At 28.0% G+C, this 20,442-nt stretch carries 15 protein-coding genes and 1 pseudogene; 4 read left to right on the top strand and 12 right to left on the bottom strand.

Annotated features, from left to right (window positions below):
• The first annotated feature begins 15 nt into the window (after positions 1-15).
• On the top strand, positions 16-657 hold the full coding sequence (locus ACMFBB_RS01425; protein WP_435262692.1) for a DUF4290 domain-containing protein: 642 nt from the start codon (positions 16-18) through the stop codon (positions 655-657).
• Positions 658-1,971: a UDP-N-acetylglucosamine 1-carboxyvinyltransferase gene (gene murA / locus ACMFBB_RS01420; protein WP_435262691.1), complete on the top strand. Its 1,314-nt coding sequence runs from the start codon at positions 658-660 to the stop codon at positions 1,969-1,971. It begins immediately after the preceding gene.
• A 378-nt stretch (positions 1,972-2,349) separates the two neighbouring features.
• On the opposite strand, the gene ACMFBB_RS01415 is transcribed toward murA, so the two are convergent.
• The 8 genes and pseudogenes from ACMFBB_RS01415 to ACMFBB_RS01380 all read right to left on the bottom strand — a co-directional run bounded on the left by ACMFBB_RS01415 (position 2,350) and on the right by ACMFBB_RS01380 (position 12,953).
• Positions 2,350-4,662, bottom strand: coding sequence for a DNA topoisomerase 3 (locus tag ACMFBB_RS01415; RefSeq protein ID WP_435262690.1), 2,313 nt, complete (start codon positions 4,660-4,662; stop codon positions 2,350-2,352).
• Positions 4,663-4,762: 100 nt separating this feature from the next.
• A pseudogene (locus ACMFBB_RS01410) lies at positions 4,763-6,995 on the bottom strand (M1 family metallopeptidase).
• Positions 6,996-7,166: 171 nt separating this feature from the next.
• The gene (locus ACMFBB_RS01405) at positions 7,167-9,302 is read right to left on the bottom strand and encodes a M1 family metallopeptidase (protein ID WP_435262689.1); all 2,136 of its coding nucleotides are present in this window, start codon (positions 9,300-9,302) and stop codon (positions 7,167-7,169) included.
• 65 nt (positions 9,303-9,367) lie between these two features.
• Complete coding sequence (locus tag ACMFBB_RS01400) at positions 9,368-9,865, bottom strand: DUF6702 family protein (RefSeq protein ID WP_435262688.1); 498 nt, start codon at positions 9,863-9,865, stop codon at positions 9,368-9,370.
• Positions 9,866-9,895: 30 nt separating this feature from the next.
• Positions 9,896-10,696: a carboxypeptidase-like regulatory domain-containing protein gene (locus tag ACMFBB_RS01395; protein ID WP_435262687.1), complete on the bottom strand. Its 801-nt coding sequence runs from the start codon at positions 10,694-10,696 to the stop codon at positions 9,896-9,898.
• Position 10,697: 1 nt separating this feature from the next.
• Positions 10,698-11,480 carry a carboxypeptidase-like regulatory domain-containing protein gene (locus tag ACMFBB_RS01390; RefSeq protein WP_435262686.1) on the bottom strand — a complete coding sequence of 261 codons (783 nt, stop codon included), beginning with the start codon at positions 11,478-11,480 and terminating at the stop codon, positions 10,698-10,700.
• A 2-nt stretch (positions 11,481-11,482) separates the two neighbouring features.
• Entirely contained in the window at positions 11,483-12,295 is an 813-nt protein-coding gene (locus ACMFBB_RS01385) for a hypothetical protein (RefSeq protein WP_435262685.1), read from the bottom strand.
• Between the two features lie 136 nt (positions 12,296-12,431).
• Positions 12,432-12,953: a hypothetical protein gene (locus ACMFBB_RS01380; protein WP_435262684.1), complete on the bottom strand. Its 522-nt coding sequence runs from the start codon at positions 12,951-12,953 to the stop codon at positions 12,432-12,434.
• 52 nt (positions 12,954-13,005) lie between these two features.
• Between ACMFBB_RS01380 and pepE the strand changes: the two genes are divergently transcribed.
• Entirely contained in the window at positions 13,006-13,722 is a 717-nt protein-coding gene (gene pepE, locus ACMFBB_RS01375; RefSeq protein ID WP_435262683.1) for a dipeptidase PepE, read from the top strand.
• A gap of 98 nt (positions 13,723-13,820) precedes the next feature.
• Here the strand turns inward: pepE and ACMFBB_RS01370 are convergent, their stop codons facing one another.
• The 4 genes from ACMFBB_RS01370 to ACMFBB_RS01355 form a co-directional block, all read right to left on the bottom strand.
• Entirely contained in the window at positions 13,821-15,005 is a 1,185-nt protein-coding gene (locus ACMFBB_RS01370; RefSeq protein ID WP_435262682.1) for a THUMP-like domain-containing protein, read from the bottom strand.
• Between the two features lie 196 nt (positions 15,006-15,201).
• On the bottom strand, positions 15,202-15,621 hold the full coding sequence (locus ACMFBB_RS01365; RefSeq protein ID WP_435264346.1) for a helix-turn-helix transcriptional regulator: 420 nt from the start codon (positions 15,619-15,621) through the stop codon (positions 15,202-15,204).
• A 688-nt stretch (positions 15,622-16,309) separates the two neighbouring features.
• Positions 16,310-17,632 carry a sensor histidine kinase gene (locus ACMFBB_RS01360; protein ID WP_435262681.1) on the bottom strand — a complete coding sequence of 441 codons (1,323 nt, stop codon included), beginning with the start codon at positions 17,630-17,632 and terminating at the stop codon, positions 16,310-16,312.
• Between the two features lie 4 nt (positions 17,633-17,636).
• A complete protein-coding gene (locus ACMFBB_RS01355; protein ID WP_435264345.1) occupies positions 17,637-18,986 on the bottom strand; it encodes a sigma-54-dependent transcriptional regulator in 1,350 nt (449 codons plus the stop codon).
• 185 nt (positions 18,987-19,171) lie between these two features.
• Between ACMFBB_RS01355 and ACMFBB_RS01350 the strand changes: the two genes are divergently transcribed.
• Complete coding sequence (locus tag ACMFBB_RS01350) at positions 19,172-20,428, top strand: efflux RND transporter periplasmic adaptor subunit (RefSeq protein WP_435262680.1); 1,257 nt, start codon at positions 19,172-19,174, stop codon at positions 20,426-20,428.
• The last annotated feature ends 14 nt before the right edge of the window (positions 20,429-20,442 follow it).

The following is a 20,442-nucleotide window of genomic DNA, read 5'->3' as shown; positions in this document are numbered from 1 at the left end:
TATAAAAATAGAGAAATGACGTTTGATTTAGAATATAATTCAGGGAGAACTACTTTAATTATCCCAGAATATGGAAGACATATACAAAAATTAGTCAATCACTGTATTGAACTTGAAGATAAAGAAGAAAGAAATAAAATGGCAAAAGCCATTATTCATGTAATGGGTAATTTGCAACCACATTTACGAGATGTTCCTGATTTTAAACATAAATTATGGGATCAGTTGCATATAATGGCAGACTTTAAGTTGGATGTAGATTCGCCTTATGAAACCCCGTCTAAAGAAGAATTAACTGAAAAACCAGCAAAATTAGACTACCCTAAATCGGCATCAAAATATCGTTTTTATGGAACCAATATTCAAACAATGATTGATGTGGCTTTAACATGGGAAACTGGAGATATGAAAGAAGCTTTAATTTTTACTATAGCCAATCATATGAAAAAATGTTATTTAAACTGGAATAAAGATACAGTTGAAGATGGAGTAATACTAGACCATTTATATGAGTTGTCGGATGGGAAATTAGACATAAGAAACACTGAAGAAAACTTGTCTGAAAGTAAAAACTTACTTCGTAAAAGAAATAATCAAGGTCAACATAAAAATAACGCAAAAACAAAATCTAACAACAACAAATACAGAAAAAAATAAATGGCATCATTTAAAATTGAAGGAAGTCAAAAATTAAATGGAACAATTACACCTCAAGGAGCAAAAAATGAAGCTTTACAAGTTATTTGTGCTGTTTTATTAACTTCTGATAAAGTAAGAATAAATAATATCCCTGATATTCTTGATGTAAATAAACTAATTTTTATTTTAGGTGAATTAGGAGTAAAAGTTGAAAAATTATCCTCTAATTCATATGTTTTTCAAGCAGACGCTATTAATTTAGATTATCTTGAAAGTGCTGATTTTAAAAAAGATGGAAGCTCATTAAGAGGTTCAATCATGATTGTAGGTCCTTTATTAGCTCGTTTTGGTAAAGGTTATATACCAAGACCCGGAGGAGATAAGATAGGTCGTCGACGCTTAGATACTCATTTTCAAGGATTCATTGATTTAGGTGCTAAATTCCGCTATAATAGAGAAGAATATTTTTACGGTGTAGAAACTGACTCTGGTTTACAAGGTACTGAAATGCTGTTAGATGAAGCTTCTGTGACAGGGACTGCAAATATTATAATGGCTGCTGTATTAGCTAAAGGAAGAACTACTATTTACAATGCAGCTTGCGAGCCTTACATTCAACAATTATCAAAAATGTTGAATAGTATGGGGGCAAAAATTTCTGGCGTTGGTTCGAATTTACTAATCATTGATGGTGTTAAGGAATTACAAGGGTGCGAACATACTATTTTACCTGACATGATTGAGATAGGTAGTTGGATTGGTATGGCAGTTATGACTAGATCTGAACTTACTATAAAAAATGTAAGTTGGCCAAACTTAGGACAAATACCAAATGTGTTTAGAAAACTTGGAATTAATCTTGAGAAAAAAGGGGATGATATTTATATTCCTGAACAAGATAATTATGAAATTCAAAATTATATAGATGGTTCTGTATTAACTGTTTCTGATGCTCCATGGCCTGGATTTACTCCTGATCTATTGAGTATTGTGTTAGTTGTTGCTACTCAAGCAAAAGGAACAGTATTGATTCATCAAAAAATGTTTGAAAGTCGTTTGTTTTTTGTAGATAAACTGATAGATATGGGGGCTAAAGTTATTTTATGTGATCCTCATAGAGCTACCGTTATTGGTCATAATTTTCAAAGTCAGTTAAAGGCAACTAAAATGACCTCTCCTGATATTAGAGCAGGAATATCATTGCTAATAGCCGCTTTATCAGCAAAAGGAACAAGTATTATTCATAATATTGAGCAAATTGATAGAGGGTATGAAAATATAGAAGAACGATTAAGAGCGATAGGGGCTAAAATTGAAAGAATAGAAGATTAATTAAAAATTAATTTATCCATTAAATATATACCCTACTGAATCAATGAGAACTTTAAAATAGATTCTCATTTTATTAAAAAGAATAAAGAGATTTTACATGTTTATGTTTAATCTCTTTTTAAGTTTATAAAAATATACACAAAAAATTAAATATTGTGAAAATATAAATGTATCAATCTTAAATATTGCTCAAATTACTTTTAATAATTAGACTAGACATTTGAAAACTTTATAGTTATTAATTGCAACTAGCCTTGTTTTTAAAAAACTACATATAACTTGGTTATATTAATTACAAAAAAGAGTAGAGCCATTTAATTTTCAATCCTTAAATTATATATTTATTTAAACTTTTAATTTCGAAATATTTATAGAGTTCTATTTTCTTGAAATGATATTATACACTAACTCTTTTGTAAGTTTTCTACCATTTGATTCTTTTTTAATGTTTTCAAAAGTATAAACAAAATCACATCCATTTTTATATTCAGAACATCCATAAGCTGTTTTACCTTTTAAAAGATGACCTTTTCTACATTTAGGACATGTTAAAGCATTTGTTGAGTTAGAAACTTTTATTGAGGAGGATTTTGAAGATTGTTTAGCTTCTAATTTAAGAGAAAAATTTTCATCAAAACGAATTAATCCCTCAATTTTACCATTTTCTGAATTCCAACCTTTTAAATTGGTTGTACAACCCTTATCTAATAATCGGATAAGTTGATTTTCAGAAATTTTCTTTTTCATATACTCAAAAGGTAGTGTAAACTTACACCCTGTTTTAAATGTTGAACAACCGTAAGCTGTTTTACCTTTTAAGAGTAGACCTTTATTACATTTAGGACATTTTTTACCAACAACTGTTTTCTTTTTAGATTTAATTTTTACAGGAGCTTCTTTAGATTGTTGTGTTTCATATGATATTCGTTTAGTTTTAGTACTAGATCTAACTTCATAAACAAGATCATCAACCATTTTTTTCATTTGTTTAATGAAAGTAGAAGCATGATAATCACCTCGTTCAATTTCTTTTAATCGCTTTTCCCAAAGCCCAGTTAATTCAGCAGATTTTAATAGTTCATTTTCTATTATATTAATTAAATCAATTCCGGTTTGAGTTGGGACAACTAATTTTTTTTGGCGTTCAATGTATTTTCTTCTAAACAAAGTTTCTATTATACTAGCACGTGTTGATGGACGTCCAATTCCATTTTCTTTCATTAACTCTCGCATTTCATCATCATCAACCTGTTTACCAGCTGTTTCCATTGCACGAAGTAAGCTTGCTTCTGTATAATTACGGGGAGGTTTGGTTTCTTTTTCTAAAAAAGAAGGTTCATGAGGTTCTTTTTCTCCCTTTGTAAAAGTAGGGAGCATACCAGAAGTATCATTTTTTTTAGTTTCTTTACCATATTCAAAAACTACACGCCAACCTTTTGTTAGAACTTCTTTTCCTGTAGTTTTAAAAGAAACTTCATCTGCTTTACCAATAACTGCAGTATTTGAAATATCACTATCAGGATAAAAAACAGCAATAAATCGTTTGGTTATAATATCATATACTTGTTGTTGATTGTATTGTAAGTTTACTTGAATTCCTGTAGGAATAATAGCATGGTGATCAGTTACTTTTTTATCATTAAATACTTTGGTAGATTTTCTTATCTTTTTACCTAATAAAGGTTGGGTTAACGTACTATAGCTTGTTAATCTCTGTAATATAGAAGGTATTTTAGGATAAACATCATTTGGTAAAAAAGTAGTATCTACTCTTGGGTAGGTTACTACTTTCATTTCATAGAGCTTTTGAACTATTTTCAGAGTTTCATCTGCTGAAAATCCAAACTTATTATTACAATATACCTGTAACCCTGTTAAATCAAATAATTTAGGAGCATATTCTTTACCTTTCTTTTTGGTTACAGAGACAATTTCAAAATCACTTTCTTTAACTTTATTAGCAAAAGATTGTCCTTCTTCTTTTTTTAAAAAACGACCTTCTTCACAGCTAAAAAGGGTATTTCTATATAATGTTTGTAATTCCCAGTAAGGAACGGGTTTAAAATTTTTAATTTCAGTATGTCGATTAACTAACATAGCTAGAGTAGGGGTTTGTACTCTACCAATAGATAAAACTTGTTTATACCCCCCAAATTTAACAGTATACAAACGCGTAGCATTTAAACCTAAAAGCCAATCTCCAATAGCTCTAGAATACCCAGCATAGTATAGGTTATCATATCCTTCTGATGGTTTTAGGTTTTCAAACCCTTCTTTAATAGCTTCTTCTGTTAATGAAGAAATCCATAAACGTTGAACTTTTCCTTTGTAATTGGCTTGGTTAATAACCCAACGCTGAATAAGTTCTCCTTCTTGACCAGCATCCCCACAGTTTATAATGACATCTGCTTTATCAAATAACGATTTTACAATTTTAAATTGTTTTTGTATTCCAGAATCTCCAGTAACTTTAGTACTAAATTTTTCTGGAAGCATTGGTAAATTATTTAAATCCCAACTTTTCCAATAAGGTTTATAATCTTTAGGCTCTAAAAGGGTACATAAATGTCCGAAAGTATAGGTTACGGCATATCCATTTCCTTCAAAGTATCCATCATGTTTTGTATTGGCTCCTAAAATATTAGCTATTTCACGCGCAACACTTGGCTTTTCTGCAATACAAACTTTCATTCTATCCTATTTAAAACTCGAAAGTACTATTTTTTGTACTATGTATGCAAACAAAAAACGTGGCGAATGCCACGTTTTTATGTTAATGATAAATTATATCTTATTGTTTAACTTTATTTTTGAATTTATCAAACTTATTAGTAGTCTGTTTAGGCCAGCTATTATTTGATGTATCAATATCAGCAGTTTCGAAATCAGGATCCACTACGATACTTTTTATTTCTTGGTTAGAAGTGAAAAGACGGTACACTTTATTTTCATTCATTCTCCAAATTTGAGCAGGGAAAGTTTCACGTTTTTTAGTACCATCAGCATAAGTTAGCTCAACAATGATAGGCATCATTAAACCACCTGGTTTTTCAAATTCAACTTGATACATGTATTTAGGCATTTCTTTAAGATTTGCCTTTTCAGCAGCAGGCAACCCATTAATATGAGCTTCCACTTCTTTTGAATTAGCATCTTCTTTTTTAGTAGTCAAGAAAACTAGTTTACCTAAACGAGCAAAATATGAAGGATATTGCTTTTGAAGTGCTTTAGTTCTTTCATTAGGTTTATCAGTTAAGAATAAAGGCTTAACTTCTTTAATACCTATGTCGGTAAAATCAGTTGTATAAAACCAACCTCTCCAGAACCAGTCTAAATCCATACCAGAAGCATCTTCCATCGTTCTAAAGAAATCAGCTGGTGTTGGGTGTTTAAACATCCAACGTTTAGAGTAAGTTCTAAATGCATAATCAAATAATTCAGGTCCCATTATAGTTTGACGAAGCATATACAATCCTGCAGCTGGTTTAGTATATGCATTGGGTCCGAAATTATATACATAATCCCCTTGAGACATAATAGGAGATAAGCGCTTTTGGTCCGATACTCATGTAACGCGTAATGTTTTTAGTAGGATTTTGAGCGAATAATTTAGCATCGTAATCAAATTCAGCTAATATTTGAACAAATGAATTTAAACCTTCATCCATCCAAGTCCATTGTCTTTCGTCAGAATTTACAATCATAGGGAAGAAGTTGTGTCCTACCTCGTGAATGATTACTCCAATCATTCCTTTTTTCAAACGATCTGAATATGTTCCGTCAGGATTTGGACGTCCAAAATTAAAACAAATCATAGGATATTCCATTCCCATACCATCATTTGCATTAACAGAAATTGCTTTAGGATATGGATAATCAAAAGTTAATTTAGAATATTCTTCTAAAGTGTTAGCAACAGTTCTTGTTGAATGCTCTTCCCATAAGGGGTTTCCTTCTTTAGGGTATAAAGAAACTGCCATGACATTTTTTCCATTAATATCAACAGCCATAGCATCCCAAATATATTTTCTTGAAGAGGCAAAAGCATAATCTCTTACATTTTTAGCTTTAAAATGCCATGTTTTTGTTTTTTTTGACCTTTTCTTTTCGTTTGCTTCAGCTTCAGCTTGAGTAACGATAAGAACAGGGTTTTTATATGATTTCCTAGCCTTTTCCCAACGCTTACGTTGTTCTCTAGTTAAAACATCTTTTTCATTCTGTAATTCTCCTGTAGCATCAACAATATGATCAGCAGGTACAGTAAGTTTCACATCGTAATCTCCAAATTCTAGTGCAAATTCACTACGACCCCAAAATTGCATGTTTTGCCACCCTTCTACGTTATTATAAACACATAATCGAGGGAAAAACTGAGCGATTATAAAAGCTTTATTACCATCAGCAAATTCTTCAACTCCAGAACGTCCACCATCAGTAACTACATTGTTTATTATGTAATTCCATTTAATACTAAAATTGAATGTATTTCCTGGAGCTAAAGGCTTAGGTAAATTTATTCTCATCATAGTTCTGTTTACAGTATATGATAAATCCGTGCCATCTGATTTTTTAACAGCTTCTATATTAAAGCCAAAAGCTTTAGGTTTAGACATGTTTTTATTAATAAAATCAGCAGGTGTTTGAAAACCATTAGCACCTTTTGATTCAGCTAAAGGTGTTTTTGAATCAGGAGCACGCATATTTTGATCTAGTTGTACCCATAAATATTCTAAATGATCTTTAGAGTTATTGTGATAAGTAATAGATTCATCTCCATATAATGTATTAGAAGCTTCATCTAAACGTAAATCCATAATATAATCTACTTTCTGTTGGGTGTAGGCATGCCCAGGTGCCCCAGAAGCGGTTCGTTGATCATTTGGTGTTGCCAAAACGTCTTTTAATTGGCGAAATTTATTTTGATCGATATGACCTTTTTGTGGCTCTTTTTTAGGTGTTTGTTGAGCAAATAAAGATGCTGAGACAAAAAGAGCTGAAAATAATAGTGTAGTATATTTTCTCATTTTGTGGTTATTGATTTTTAAATATCTTGGAAAATTAATGAATTAATCTTAGTCAAAAAGTGTCAATGTTAAAACTTTAACAAATTTTTATCTATTTACATAAAATAAAAGGCATTAAAAAAGCGATATAAAGAATTTTATACCGCCGTAAAACTTAAATTTACCAAGTTTTTAACTTTTAATTTTTTTCTTAAATTTTTCGAATTTATTCTCTTGTTTCTTTGGCCAGCTATTATTTGAGGTATCTACATCAGCAGTTTCTAAATCTGGATCAATGGTAATATTAGTAACCTCTTTATCAGAAGAAAATATCTTTGTTACTTGTTTATCATTAAATCTCCATATTTGAGCAGGATACGTTTTTCTTTCTTTTGTACCATCTTTATAAGTAAATTCTGCAATAATAGGCATAACTAAACCACCTGGTTTATCATAGGTAATTTCATAATGAAATTTAGACTTAGGGTTTTTCTTTGAATTAAAACTTAAACCATCTGTTGTATCTTGAACAAAATTAACAGAATTATTAGTTCCTTGCGTAGTATAATACTTTTTAACATCTTTAATACCAATATCAGTAACATCAGTTGTATAAAACCAACCTCTCCAAAACCAATCTAAATCCATTGCAGAAGCATCCTCCATAGATCTAAAAAAATCAGCAGGAGTAGGATGTTTAAATTTCCAACGTTGCGCATAAGTTTTAAAGGCATGATCAAATAATTCCTTCCCCATAATTGTTTCTCTTAAAATCCATAAAGCAGTTGCTGGTTTACCATAAGCATTATTACCAAATTGATAAACATTATCACCTTTAGACATAATAGGAGCAATTTTAGATTGATCTCCTGACATATATCGTACAATATTTTTAGGATATCCTCTTGTTATTGGGAAGTTAGGATCATAGTCTAATTCAGCTAACATTTCCATATACGAATTTAACCCCTCATCCATCCAAGTCCATTGACGCTCATCAGAATTTACAATCATTGGAAAAAAGTTGTGTCCAACTTCATGAATAGTTACTTTTATCATTCTATATTTTACTCTATCTGAATAAGTACCATCTGGATTTGGTCTACCAGGGTTAAAACAAATTTGAGGATATTCCATTCCCATTTGCCCATCTACAGATATTGCCTTATGGTAGGGATAATCAAATGTATACCTAGAATAGGTTTTAAGTGTTTGCGCAACAGCTCTTGTTGAATGATCTCCATATAAAGGGTTAGCTTCTTTCGAATAATATGAGTATGCCATAACAGTTTTACCATTAATATCTACAGCCATACCATCCCAAATAAACTTTCTTGAAGAAGCAAAAGCATAATCACGCACATTTTTGGCAACAAATTTCCAAGTTTTAGTTTTTTTCGATTTTCCTTTCTCAATTTTCTCAGCCTCTTTTTGTGAGACTATTAAAACAGGTTTATCAAAAGTTCTTTTAGCTAATGCTAATTTTTTTTGCTGCTCTTTAGTTAAAACTTCTTTTTCGTTTGTTAAAACACCAGTTGCACCAAGCATATGATCAGCAGGAGTAGTTATATTTACATTAAAATCACCAAATTCTAAAGCAAATTCACTTCTTCCCCAAAATTGATCGTTTTGCCAGCCTTCAACATTATCATAAACACACAATCTAGGGTAAAACTGAGCTATTACATAATTGTTGTTTCCATCTGCAGGAAAATGTTCAAATCCTGATCTACCTCCCTGAGTTCTGTGATTATTTATATTGTACCACCATGAAATTTTAAATGAAAATGTTTCTCCTGAAGCTAAAGGCTTGGGTAAGTTTATTCGCATCATAGTTTGATTAATTGTATGCGATAAATTACTTCCATTAGTATTAGTTACGCTAGTAATTTTAAATCCACCATCAAATGATTTTTCAGGAAAATATCTATCATATATTCTTTTTGGAACACTTCTTTTAGGAACCATATTAGGCTGAATATCTGGAGTCTTAGAGTCAGAAGCACGCATGTTTTGATCTAGTTGTAACCATAAGTAAGTTAATTCGTCTTCAGAATTATTATGATAGGTAATGGTCTCGTTTCCGTAAATTCTTTGCTTTTCATCATCTAAAACAATGTCCATTGAATAATCAACTTTTTGCTGTGTGTATTTTTTTCCAGGAGCCCCTGAGGCAGTTCTTTGCCTATTGGGAGTTGCTAATTCATCTTTAAGTTGTTTGAATTTGTTTTGGTTAGTATGTCCTTTTTGTGTTTCTCTCTTAGCTTGAGAAAAAATAGAAGTAACCACAAAAAAAACAGAAAAAATTAATACAATATTTTTTTTCATTTTTAGAAGTTGTTTTTAGTAGGTACTAAAAGTAAGGAATAAGAAAGAAGTAACGTTAAAATTTGTTAAAATTTTAACAAACCTTTATCATTTTTCTTGTTAAGAAATAAGCTTTTACGATTTTTGTTAATAGTAATTTTTACTAAATTCTGTTGCTCAGGAAAGTGTTTTATTAAAACATCATTTTCAATTTTAATGGTTGATATAGATGATATCTTTTCAATTTCAAGATAAAAGTATACAATATCACCTTCATATTCTTTACCTATAAAAGCGTATTCTTTTTCGTTATTATCTATTGAAATTTTAAAATGCTCATTTAGATATTTTTTTATAAAAACATCGGACTTTTGATTTTCTTTATTTGTTGATAGCTGAAGATTAGTATTATAGTCTTTATTTATTGCGCTTTCAAAATCATCAATAAATACATTCATTATCATTTGAATAGATTTTGATTCTTCTTTATATTCTATTTCAGTTAGTGCAATGTAATATTTATGTGGAACTGTAAAGGATATTAAGCTACATATTAATACAAGTATAAAAAATATTTTTTTCATAGTAAGTTTAGTGTCTATTAGCAAGCTAAATTACTGTTTTTTTATTATTTTTAGATACTTTGAATGTTCAGCTACCAATATTTTAATAACTTTCAAAGACTCACCTTTTTTGTGTAATCCTTCTATTCCTAATGGATTACAGTATTCTAAAAAGTGATAATATTTTTCTGGAGGTATTTGTAATTCCTCAAAAAAGAATTTTTCACCTAATTCAGCTAATAATTTTGAAGGCATTCCTTTTCTTAGGGCTAGTTCTTTTCTAAGCGCCCATAATTTTTTAGAATATCCAAAAGGAATAGTAGATTTAGAACCTACGCCTACAAACTTAGCAGTAGGATCCATATTTACGCTAGGAGGTCGAACCATTTCATCAATATGATCATTAGCTTCAACAATACTCATGTCTACCTTTGAAAAATCCATAGTCTTACTTAAGGCTTCTTCTCTTTTATCTTCAGGTGTTTTTCTAATATCTGATGATATGCTTCCTTTTAAATTGTGTTTTTTTATTTCCACTTCATCCAAAGAAAAAGTAATTTTTTTTATGATAAAAAAATTATCGTGCATTCCAAAATATTCATCTGTAACATGTATTATTTTGGTTTCGTAACCAACGTATGAAAAACGTAGAATATCAGAAGTCTTTACAGGTATTTTAAAATCACCATTGCTGTTAGTATACGTACCATGATTTGTATTTAAATTTATAATATGAACGTTTGGTAATATTCCAATTTTATCAGAAATTTTTCCATGAATATATGTGCGATCATTTTGAGAAAAAATATTTAAAGAAAAAACAAGTAGTATAAAAAGAGGTATTTTGTTCATTTTATAGTTTTTTAAATTCTTTAGATTTTTGTTTTAAAAAATTAATCATAGCTATTTCACCACCGTTTAAGATACGAATAAATTTCATATCAGCTTCACAAAAATAAATAAATCGATATAAATTATCTTCAGAAATATTCAACTCATTGATAATCATTGTTTCATAAGTATTTTTAATGTAACTTATATTTTTTTCACTTTCTTCAATATCTTTTAGTTTTTTTAATTTATTTATTCTTCCAGAAACACTGTTTATGATCCAATCTAAAGAAATAGAACCTCCTAACAGTCCTATAAGAGCAGGGTTTTTTCCACCTCTAGCTGTTTGTAACCTTCTTTCAGCTGGTGTTAGAATTCTTTCTCCAGCAAAAGGAAGTTTTAAAGTTTCAGCGTTTATTACTTTTTCTTTTTTTATTAATTTAGAATCTGCAGATAAGAAACCCAAAAGATTGTTTCTATTTAAATCCACTTCATCTAAAACATAAGTAGTTTTGTTTAAACTAAAATTATTGTTTTGTATACCAAAGTGTTTTTTTATTATTTTTAAAAGTTTCGTTTCATAACCAACAAAAGAGAATCGCAAGCTATCATTTAATTTAACAGGTATTTTAAAATCACCATTTTCATTGGTGTATGTTCCACGTTTTGTGTTTAAATTTATAATATGAACATTTGATAATCCACCTAATTTATCAGAAATTTTTCCATGTATAAATTTTCTTCCATTTTGAGAATGAACATTTAAAAAACTAAAAAATAATAATAAAAGTAATATTTTTGACATTTCTATTTTTTATTAATTATTTCAAGGTATTGAACACTTTCTTTTTTTAACAACTCAATGACTTCAAATAATTTTTTATTGTAATAAAGAGAAGCTATATTAGTGTAACTGCAATATTCTATAAAATGATAATATTTATCTTTCGGTATTTTTAATTCAGTGAAAAAAAAATGTTTTCCAAAGTCACGAAGAAGTTTATCAGGAAATTGTTCTTTTTGTTTTCGTTTTTTTCTTTCTTCTCTTCTTTTTTTTTGATAACCACCACCAATTGTGCCACTGTAAAGTTTTATACCGTCAGTAAATACATTTGGAATTCCTGGTGCTGCTGATTTAGATAGATGAACTTCATCACTACCAGTAGGCATGTTCATTATTTCATTTAACGTCATACTTTTAATGCCATCCATCATTTTATTAACAAGTTCAGATATAGTATCTTTTGGAGTTTTTTTTATATCAATCAATAAATTACCAGATAAATTATGCCTTTTTATTTCTACTTCATTTAAAATATAATTTTTAGTATACATTTTAATTATAATCTTTTTCTTTTGTGAAATTTTTTTCGAAATGGTGATTTTTTGAGAATGATGTTGAATTGATGAAATTTGTAACACATCATCTACTGAAGTAGTAATTGTAAATCCCCCTAAATGATCAGAAAAAGTTCCTTTTTTAGTGTTTAGGTTTAAAATATTAGCATTTTTTATAACACCAAGTGTATCTTTTAAAACCCCTTTTAACACTATTTTCTTTTTTTGAGAAAAACAAAGAGTAGTGGAAGTTATAAATAAGAAGAGTAATTGTTTTTGCATAAAATTTTTGTTTGTGCTAAACAAAGTAACAAAGTACCCTTCTTAAAAATGTTTTAATGTCTTTGTAAATTTTTGTTAAATATAAAAGCCTCACTAGATATTAGTAAGGCTTTTATATTTATTGTTTTAGTGTGAACTATTTTTCTAAGACTAAGTACTGTACACCATTTATTTGTAAATCAATACCATTTATCACTTTCTTTTCATTAACAACATATTTTAAAACTAACTTATTATTATTAAAATCATCAATAGGTATTTCGAAAGATTTTCCATCACTAGTAAGTTTTAAAATATTTTTATCAATATTCCATTTGGCAGTGTTGTCAAAGCCATCTATAATTTTAGCATCACTTTTATTAGTTTGAGAAATACCTAATATTGTTGATGTGGTAACTATTCTAAATAGTCCTTTTAAAGAAAGAGAGTTGTCTTGATTGAAAGCAAATGTGAAATTATAATCTTCTCCATAAGAATTTACAGTACCCTTAAAATTTTGTCCTTTATATGTACCTTTAGTAGTACCTTCAATTTTAAAGTCAGTTAACTTCCATGTGCCTACAATATCATTATTCGTAACTGAAAGAGGCTCAGAATCATTTTTTGAACAAGAAAAAAGTGTCAAAACTAAAGAAAATAAGAAAAGTAATTTTTTCATTGTTTATTTTTTTTAAATAATTAGTTTTACCAAAGTTATAAAAATATTTTTTATGAAAAAACTAATTGTAGCAAGTACATCAACAGTTCATGGAAGTGGTTATTTAGAGTATATCTTACCAGTACTTTCTGTTCATTTTGAGAAAACAACCAATATTTTATTTATTCCATATGCAAGACCAGGAGGAATAAGTTATGATGCCTATACTGAGATTGCAAGAAAAGCTTTTGAAAAAATAGGAAAGAATGTAAAAGGAATTCATGAATTTGAAAACCCAAAAGAAGCAATAGTTAATGCTACAGGAATTTTTACAGGAGGAGGAAATACATTTGAATTAGTAAATCAATTATATAAAAATGATGTGTTAGATACCTTGAAAGACGCTCTAGAAATAGGAACTCCTTATTTAGGAACAAGTGCAGGAAGTAATATTTGTGGAGTGACTATGATGAATACGAATGATATGCCTATTGTATATCCGCCAAGTTTTAAAACTTTAGGTTTAATACCATTTAATATTAATGCTCATTATCTAGACCCAAATCCTAATTCTAAACATATGGGAGAAACTAGAGAAACACGTATTAAAGAATTTCATGTTTTTAATACAACTGATGTTTTAGGTTTACGAGAAGGTAGCTGGTTAGAGGTGAATGGTAATAAAATTACATTAAAAGGAGATTTAACTGCCCGATTATTTCAAAAAGATAAACTTGCTACAGAATTAGCAACGAATAAGGAAATTATCTTACAAAAAGAAAAGCCTTGATTAAAAATCAAGGCTTTCTGACATGTTTTATTTTCCCCTAATAAAAAAACACGTCCGATATAGACACTTATCTCCATAAGAACGTAAAAAAGTTATTATTATTTTATTTTTTTACATTTAATAACAATAGACTCATTATTAAAATTAGTTGTGAAAAATAAATAAACATCTCCACCTTCTTTTAATTTAGTTTCTTTTCTTAATTGCGTTACTGTCTTTGGGAAGTTTCGAATAGTAATATTTGCTTGCTTTTCTAAAATTTCTTTTCGAATTCTTTTCTTATTGTATTTAAAATATTTCTCAATTATGAATGCTCGTCCAGGGAAATTTTCTTTTAACAATTCAGAGGTATAAAGATGTGAATGTTGATGTAATTTGTCTAAACAATAATAACTAGAAATTTGATTAAATCCTCCAGATTTTAAGATAGCTGAATTTGGCTCATATAGAAAGTTTAAAGGTAAGTTAAAGGATACTTCTGTTGTTAAAGAAAGACTAAAATTAAAAACATCTAACTTGTTGTTTTTGACATAATTACATGTATTCACTTTAATGTCATCACTATAGTTTTTTTCTAACAAAAACAATAATTCTTTTACTTCATTTTTTATTGCTATTATATGAATTTCTTTAACAAACATTAATTCGTTAATTGTAGCGGAAATATCTAAAATAGGAGAATTTTTAATAAGAATTGTATCAGATTTAGAGAATAAAAAATCAATATTATCTGGAACATTTGGTAAGCAATCTGTTAGTAAAAATACTTTTCCTTTGATATCATTTCTTCGTGATGGATCAATATAAATACAATCAATAATTTCTGAAGTTTCTTTTAAATATTCAATGCCATTATTAGGAATAGTATTCACATTATCTACACCGAGTTTAACATAATTATAGTCAACTATTTTTGATAATTCTTTATTAATCTCACAATGAATTACAGTTTTAAATTTTTTTGAAAAATAAAAAGAATCAACACCAAAGCCTCCAGTTAAGTCAATTATGGTATTTCCTTTAACTATAGAACTTTTATATGATGCTGTAATTTCAGAAGATGTTTGTTCTATACTTACTTTAGATGGATAGTATATACCATCAGTATTAAACCACGAAGATAATTTTTTTTCTGATTTTTGTTTAGCTATAATTTGGTTGGCCAATTCTTGAATAGTAACCTGCTTAAAAGGGCTCCCCTTGAAAAGTAATTTATCAATATCTGATTTTAAATTATTATTTATAAATGATTGAACATCATTATTTAAAATATATTTATTCATTAAAAAGGTAAAAGTAAATTAAGTAAATAACACAAAAATACTGATATTTTGAATCAAGAGTTTGTTTCATGTTGATAAATTATAAGCTTAATAATAACAGTAGCAAAGTTGTTTTACTGAATTTATGACTCTCTGAGAATTGAGTATTTAAAAATCAGTATATATTTTTATGAAATATGAGTATATATGCATAAAATTATTGTTTAAATTCTTCAAAGCTTCCATCATTGTATAAAAGAACAACTTTTATTAATTTTTTTGTATTCACTGAGAATTGAGTATTTGGAACTTTATTAGTATCTGGGGTGTTTTGATTAAATAGAGAAGGAGTAGTAATTTTAACTTTATCGTTAGATTCTTGTTTTTCTTCAATAGTAACCGTTGACTTTTTTTTAGGAAAATTTCCTTCACCATTTAATAGCCAATATAAATCTACATCAGGAAACTTATCTACAATTTTCAAAACAAAATCGAGGCTTGGCTTATTTCTTCCCGACATTAAATGTGACATACTTGATCTTTGTACTTCAATCGTATCGGCGAAAGTAGAAGATGTTAAGCTGTAATAATCTAAAATTTTTTTTAATCTAGTAATAAAGTCTTCAGAATTCACAATTGTTAATTAATATTATTGTATACAAATGTAACAAAACAAATTGAAATACACAATAAAGACAAGTATAGTCACAAAAAGTATTATAAGTTTAATTAAAACTATAAGTAAAGCAACTCAAAACACTGTAATTTAAGTGTTTATGCTATTGCAATAAATTAAATCTATTAAACTTTATAAAATATGAGTGTTATAAAAGGTATTAATCAATGTACAAATGTAACAAAACAATCGAATACCACTAACTATTTACAAATGTAATCAATTTGTGATTCTATTTAACAATTGAATAGTTAAACAATATGATATTTAAATCGTTATACAATACTTTATTAGTAATTAATCTAGTATAATTAGTACTTAAACAATTTAAATACAATAATAGCAGCTAATATAGGTACTTAAAGTAGAGTTATTTAGTAGGTATTAAGATACTATAAGACCTAACCAAAGTTATAACTTAGAATACTATAAAGTAATAGTATAATAAAGTAATTTACAATTGTAATCTAATACTTTTACTCATATACTGCTCATATAATAACATTGTAAAACCTTTTTATGTAAAGTAAAACATACAATTTATACCATATAAATATCATTATTAGTAATTGCTGTAGTAGTTGATATTTTAAACATTTAGTATTCAAAGAGGAATGAAATAACAAATCAATACATTTACAATTGTAAATTAATTAACAAACGTTAATGTAAAAGAAGTTATTCCAAGGTTTGACGAAAATTGAATGATTCCGTTGTGAGATTCCATAATACTTTTGCTTAAAGTTAATCCAATACCAGATCCATTTTTACGCGTAGTAAAATATGGAACAAATATTGTATCTTTTATCTCTGAAGAAATACCTATACCATTATCCGTTATTGATAAATGTGTGCGTTTATCATCAGCAAAAATTGAAATACTTATTTTAGGGAGTGCTATATTTTCAAAAGCATATAAGCAGTTAGATAATAAATTAACAATAACCTGTTCTATTTGCTTTTTATCTGCATAGATTATGAACTCAGATGTAATTAAGAATTCAACTTGAATTTTTTTTAATATGAATTCTTGGCTAAAAAGTTGCAAAGTATTTTTTACAAGTTCAGTTAAGTTAAATTTTTCCTTTTGTGGCAATGGTAATTCTGCTAATTTTCTATAGGTGTCAACAAAAGAAGTCAAATGTTTTGAACGTCTATTTATAATTTCTAACCCCTGAGATAATTCATCTATAGTATCTTCATCTGGAGGGGTTTCTTGTAGGAGATGCCCTAAATTTTCAGCTAAACTACTTATAGGAGTTATAGTATTAATAATTTCATGAGACATTACATTCATTAATTTATACCATGCTTCTTTTTCTTTTTTATTAATTAATTGTTGAATGGTTTCTAAAGAAATGATTAAATATTCATATTCATTTGTTTCAGTAACAGAAGTTTTCAAGAAAAATGTTTCCTTTTCTTCATTAATTATTAAAACAACTGTATGTCTATATTCTTTCCAATCTAAAATATATGTAACAAGCTTTCCTAATTTACTTTTTAATATATTCCATTTATAAAATTTAGGCATTCTTAAAAAATCACTAAATGCAGTATTTAATTGAAATACTTCAATTGTATTATTTTTATCTTTTCTCAAAATAAGTATACCCGTATTTAAACTTTCAATTATATTGTTATATATAAGTTGTTCTGACGTTTTTTGGAGACTTAGTTTTCTATATTTTTCTGATAATAATGCTGTTTTGTTGTATATTGAATTTTTTCTTTTTTCTTTAGATACAGTACTTGAATAATCATCATATAATAAACAGTCCACAAACCTTTCAATGTCTGAAAATATTTTATTTAGATAGCTAACAAATAAAATAAATTGAAAAATCAGTAACAAAGTAAAACCTATGGTATTAATGATATATCCATTTATGTAGCTGTTAAAAATAATAACCCCATTTAAAATTAATAAAGAAATCCTTATACTAATTTGAAAATATTGTGGTGTTCCCATTTTTTTATAATTGGTGCTTTTCTAGACGTCTGTATAACGCGGCTCTTGTTAACCCAAGTTCTTTGGCTGCTCTTGAAATATTACCTTGGTGTTTTTGGAGGGCTCGTTGTATTAATAGTTTTTCTGTTTCTTGTAAATTTAAGTTATCTATTAAAGAATTTGTTGTGTTTTTTGCTGAAAAATGTAAATCTTCAAGTTGAATTTTACTATTGTCAGTAATAATTATTGCTCTTTCAATAATATGTTCAATCTCCCTAATGTTACCAGGCCAATGATATTGGTTAAGTGCATTAAGTGCTTCTTTAGAAATACCTTGAATTTGCTTTCGATATTTTCGATTTAGTTTATTTAAAAAATAAGTAGTTAACAATTCTATATCTTCTTTTCTTTCTCTAAGTGGTGGTAAGTTTAATTCTATGGTATTTATTCTGAATAATAAATCTTGCCTAAAAGTTTGTTCTTCAACCATTTTATGTACTGGAGCATTCGTAGCACAAATAATGCGAACATCAATAGCTCGTTCTTTTCCCTCCCCTAAACGAGTTATCTTTCTATTTTGAACAACAGTTAGTAATTTTGATTGTAAATGCATTGGTAAATTACCTATCTCATCTAAAAATATAGTACCTCCTTTTGCTAATTCAAAACGACCAATGGTATCTTTTTGTGCGTCAGTAAATGCGCCTTTTGCATAACCAAATAATTCACTTTCAAATAAGTTTTCATTTAAAGAACCTAAATCTACATGAATAAAAGGATGATTTTTACGACTAGATTGGATATGTATTTCTTTAGCAAAAACATATTTTCCAGTACCATTTTCTCCTAGTATTAAAATATTCGCATCTGTAGGTGCTACCTTTTTAACTAGTTTTATTGCAGATTGCATAATAGGAGAATTACCTATAATATGTTCTGTTTGTTTATGAAAATCTTTGTCGTTTTGTTTTTGAACCGTTTGTAATTGAGTAGTTTTCCTCTTTGAGCGAGCTAATTCTACACCTGCATTTACAACTCCATATAGTTTTTCAGTATTCCAGGGTTTTAAAATAAAATCGGTAGCCCCTTTTTTAATGGCATCTACAGCTAAGTTAACATTACCAAAAGCAGTCATTAAAATAACAGTCGTTTCAGGACTTAACTCTTTAATATGTTGTAACCAATACAAACCTTCTTTTCCATTTTCAAAACCTATCCTATAATTCATATCTAATAACACAACATCTACTGGAGAAGCAGTTAAATGAGTACTTATCTTTTTAGGATTGTTTTCTTTTATAATTTCGGAAAAATATTTTTTTAAACTTATTCTTGCTGAAAATAAGATATCACTGTCATCATCAACAATTAATATTGTAGCTTTTTTTTTCTCATCTTACATAATTACGTAATTGAATGAATATGAACAAATAAATGTTCATATTCGAACATTTATTTATTTTATCTAAAAAAATAAACTCCTGATTTTTAGTAATTTATGTTTTTGTAATCTAGTGGCATATTTATGGAATAATAAGATATTGAATGAAACTTTAAATTATGGATAGACAAATAGAAATAAAAAATAAAAAAACGAAAAAAATGTTACTTTGGGGGATACCAATTGTGTTATTAGTAGGAATTATTTTTTTGAATTTAACTCGTAAAAAGCAAGTAAATTTAAAAATAAAATCATTAAGTATAAAATCGGTTATTGAAGGTGATTTTGAAGATATCACTCTTTTTGACGCTGTAGTAGAGCCAAAAACATCTGTTTTAGTAAATGTAATTCAAGGTGGAGCTGTTGCTGAAATTTTTGCGGAAAGTGGTATGACTGTGAAAAAAGGAACCCCTTTATTAAAATTACACAACCCCAATGCTGAATTAAATTATTTGACACAAGAGACAGCAATTATAGAACAAATAAACAATCTAAGAAATTTACGTGTACAAGTAACCAATCAAAAATTAAATTTAGCTCAGCAATTATTGCAAATTGATAACGATTTTAATACCTCTAAAAGAGAGTTCACTATCAATTCAAAATTATATAAAAAAGGAGTAATTGCAAAAAATGATTATGAAAAATTTAAACAAAATTTTCAATATCAAAAGGAGAGGAGTGGGGTAATTAAAAAGAGTGTTGATGAGGAAAATAAAAGTAGAGATGTACAATTAGCAAGAATTAATAGTTCTTTATCAAATATGGAAAAAAGTTTAAACTTATTGATTAAGAATAAAGAAAATTTTGTGGTAAAAGCCTCATCAGATGGATTATTATCTTCATTCAACCCAATTCTTGGTCAGAACTATAACCAGGGACAGTCCGTAGGAAAAATAGATGTTTTAGATGGGTATAAGTTGGTAGCTACTATTGATGAATTTTATATTTCTAAGATTAAACTTGGTGTTTTAGGTGAAATATATGACAACCAAAATACATATAAAATTATGGTATCTAAAGTATATCCTGATGTAGTTTCAGGCAGTTTTACAATTGAACTTTCTTTTACCTCAGATATTGTTCCTACTAATATAAAAAGAGGGATGTCTTTTAACAGCAAATTGTTTTTATCAGGTAGTAAAAAGTCATTATTAATAGAAAAAGGACTTTTTCAGCAATCTACTTATGGAAAATGGGTTTTTGTTTATGATGAAAATAAACAAACAGCAGTGAAAAGAAATGTGGAGCTTGGTAGAGAAAACCCTTATTACTATGAGGTTGTTTCTGGGTTAAAAGTTGGCGAAAAGATAATAACTTCCGATTATGAAAATTTTAAGGATGTAGAGCTATTAAATATAATTAATAATAAATAAGCCTACAGTTTATT

Source organism: Tenacibaculum sp. nBUS_03, assembly GCF_051201695.1.
Taxonomy (GTDB): domain Bacteria; phylum Bacteroidota; class Bacteroidia; order Flavobacteriales; family Flavobacteriaceae; genus Polaribacter.
This window is presented reverse-complemented; position numbering and strand designations above follow the sequence as displayed.

Excerpts from the sequence above, each read along its gene's own strand:
- murA (WP_435262691.1), top strand. The coding sequence starts at position 658 with ATGGCATCATTTAAAATTGAAGGAAGTCAAAAATTAAATGGAACAATT.
- ACMFBB_RS01400 (WP_435262688.1), bottom strand. The coding sequence starts at position 9,865 with ATGAAAAAAATATTTTTTATACTTGTATTAATATGTAGCTTAATATCC.
- ACMFBB_RS01350 (WP_435262680.1), top strand. The coding sequence starts at position 19,172 with ATGGATAGACAAATAGAAATAAAAAATAAAAAAACGAAAAAAATGTTA.
- ACMFBB_RS01395 (WP_435262687.1), bottom strand. The coding sequence starts at position 10,696 with ATGAACAAAATACCTCTTTTTATACTACTTGTTTTTTCTTTAAATATT.
- ACMFBB_RS01385 (WP_435262685.1), bottom strand. The coding sequence starts at position 12,295 with ATGCAAAAACAATTACTCTTCTTATTTATAACTTCCACTACTCTTTGT.
- ACMFBB_RS01380 (WP_435262684.1), bottom strand. The coding sequence starts at position 12,953 with ATGAAAAAATTACTTTTCTTATTTTCTTTAGTTTTGACACTTTTTTCT.
- ACMFBB_RS01360 (WP_435262681.1), bottom strand. The coding sequence starts at position 17,632 with ATGGGAACACCACAATATTTTCAAATTAGTATAAGGATTTCTTTATTA.
- pepE (WP_435262683.1), top strand. The coding sequence starts at position 13,006 with ATGAAAAAACTAATTGTAGCAAGTACATCAACAGTTCATGGAAGTGGT.
- ACMFBB_RS01370 (WP_435262682.1), bottom strand. The coding sequence starts at position 15,005 with ATGAATAAATATATTTTAAATAATGATGTTCAATCATTTATAAATAAT.
- ACMFBB_RS01390 (WP_435262686.1), bottom strand. The coding sequence starts at position 11,480 with ATGTCAAAAATATTACTTTTATTATTATTTTTTAGTTTTTTAAATGTT.
- ACMFBB_RS01425 (WP_435262692.1), top strand. The coding sequence starts at position 16 with ATGACGTTTGATTTAGAATATAATTCAGGGAGAACTACTTTAATTATC.
- ACMFBB_RS01405 (WP_435262689.1), bottom strand. The coding sequence starts at position 9,302 with ATGAAAAAAAATATTGTATTAATTTTTTCTGTTTTTTTTGTGGTTACT.
- ACMFBB_RS01415 (WP_435262690.1), bottom strand. The coding sequence starts at position 4,662 with ATGAAAGTTTGTATTGCAGAAAAGCCAAGTGTTGCGCGTGAAATAGCT.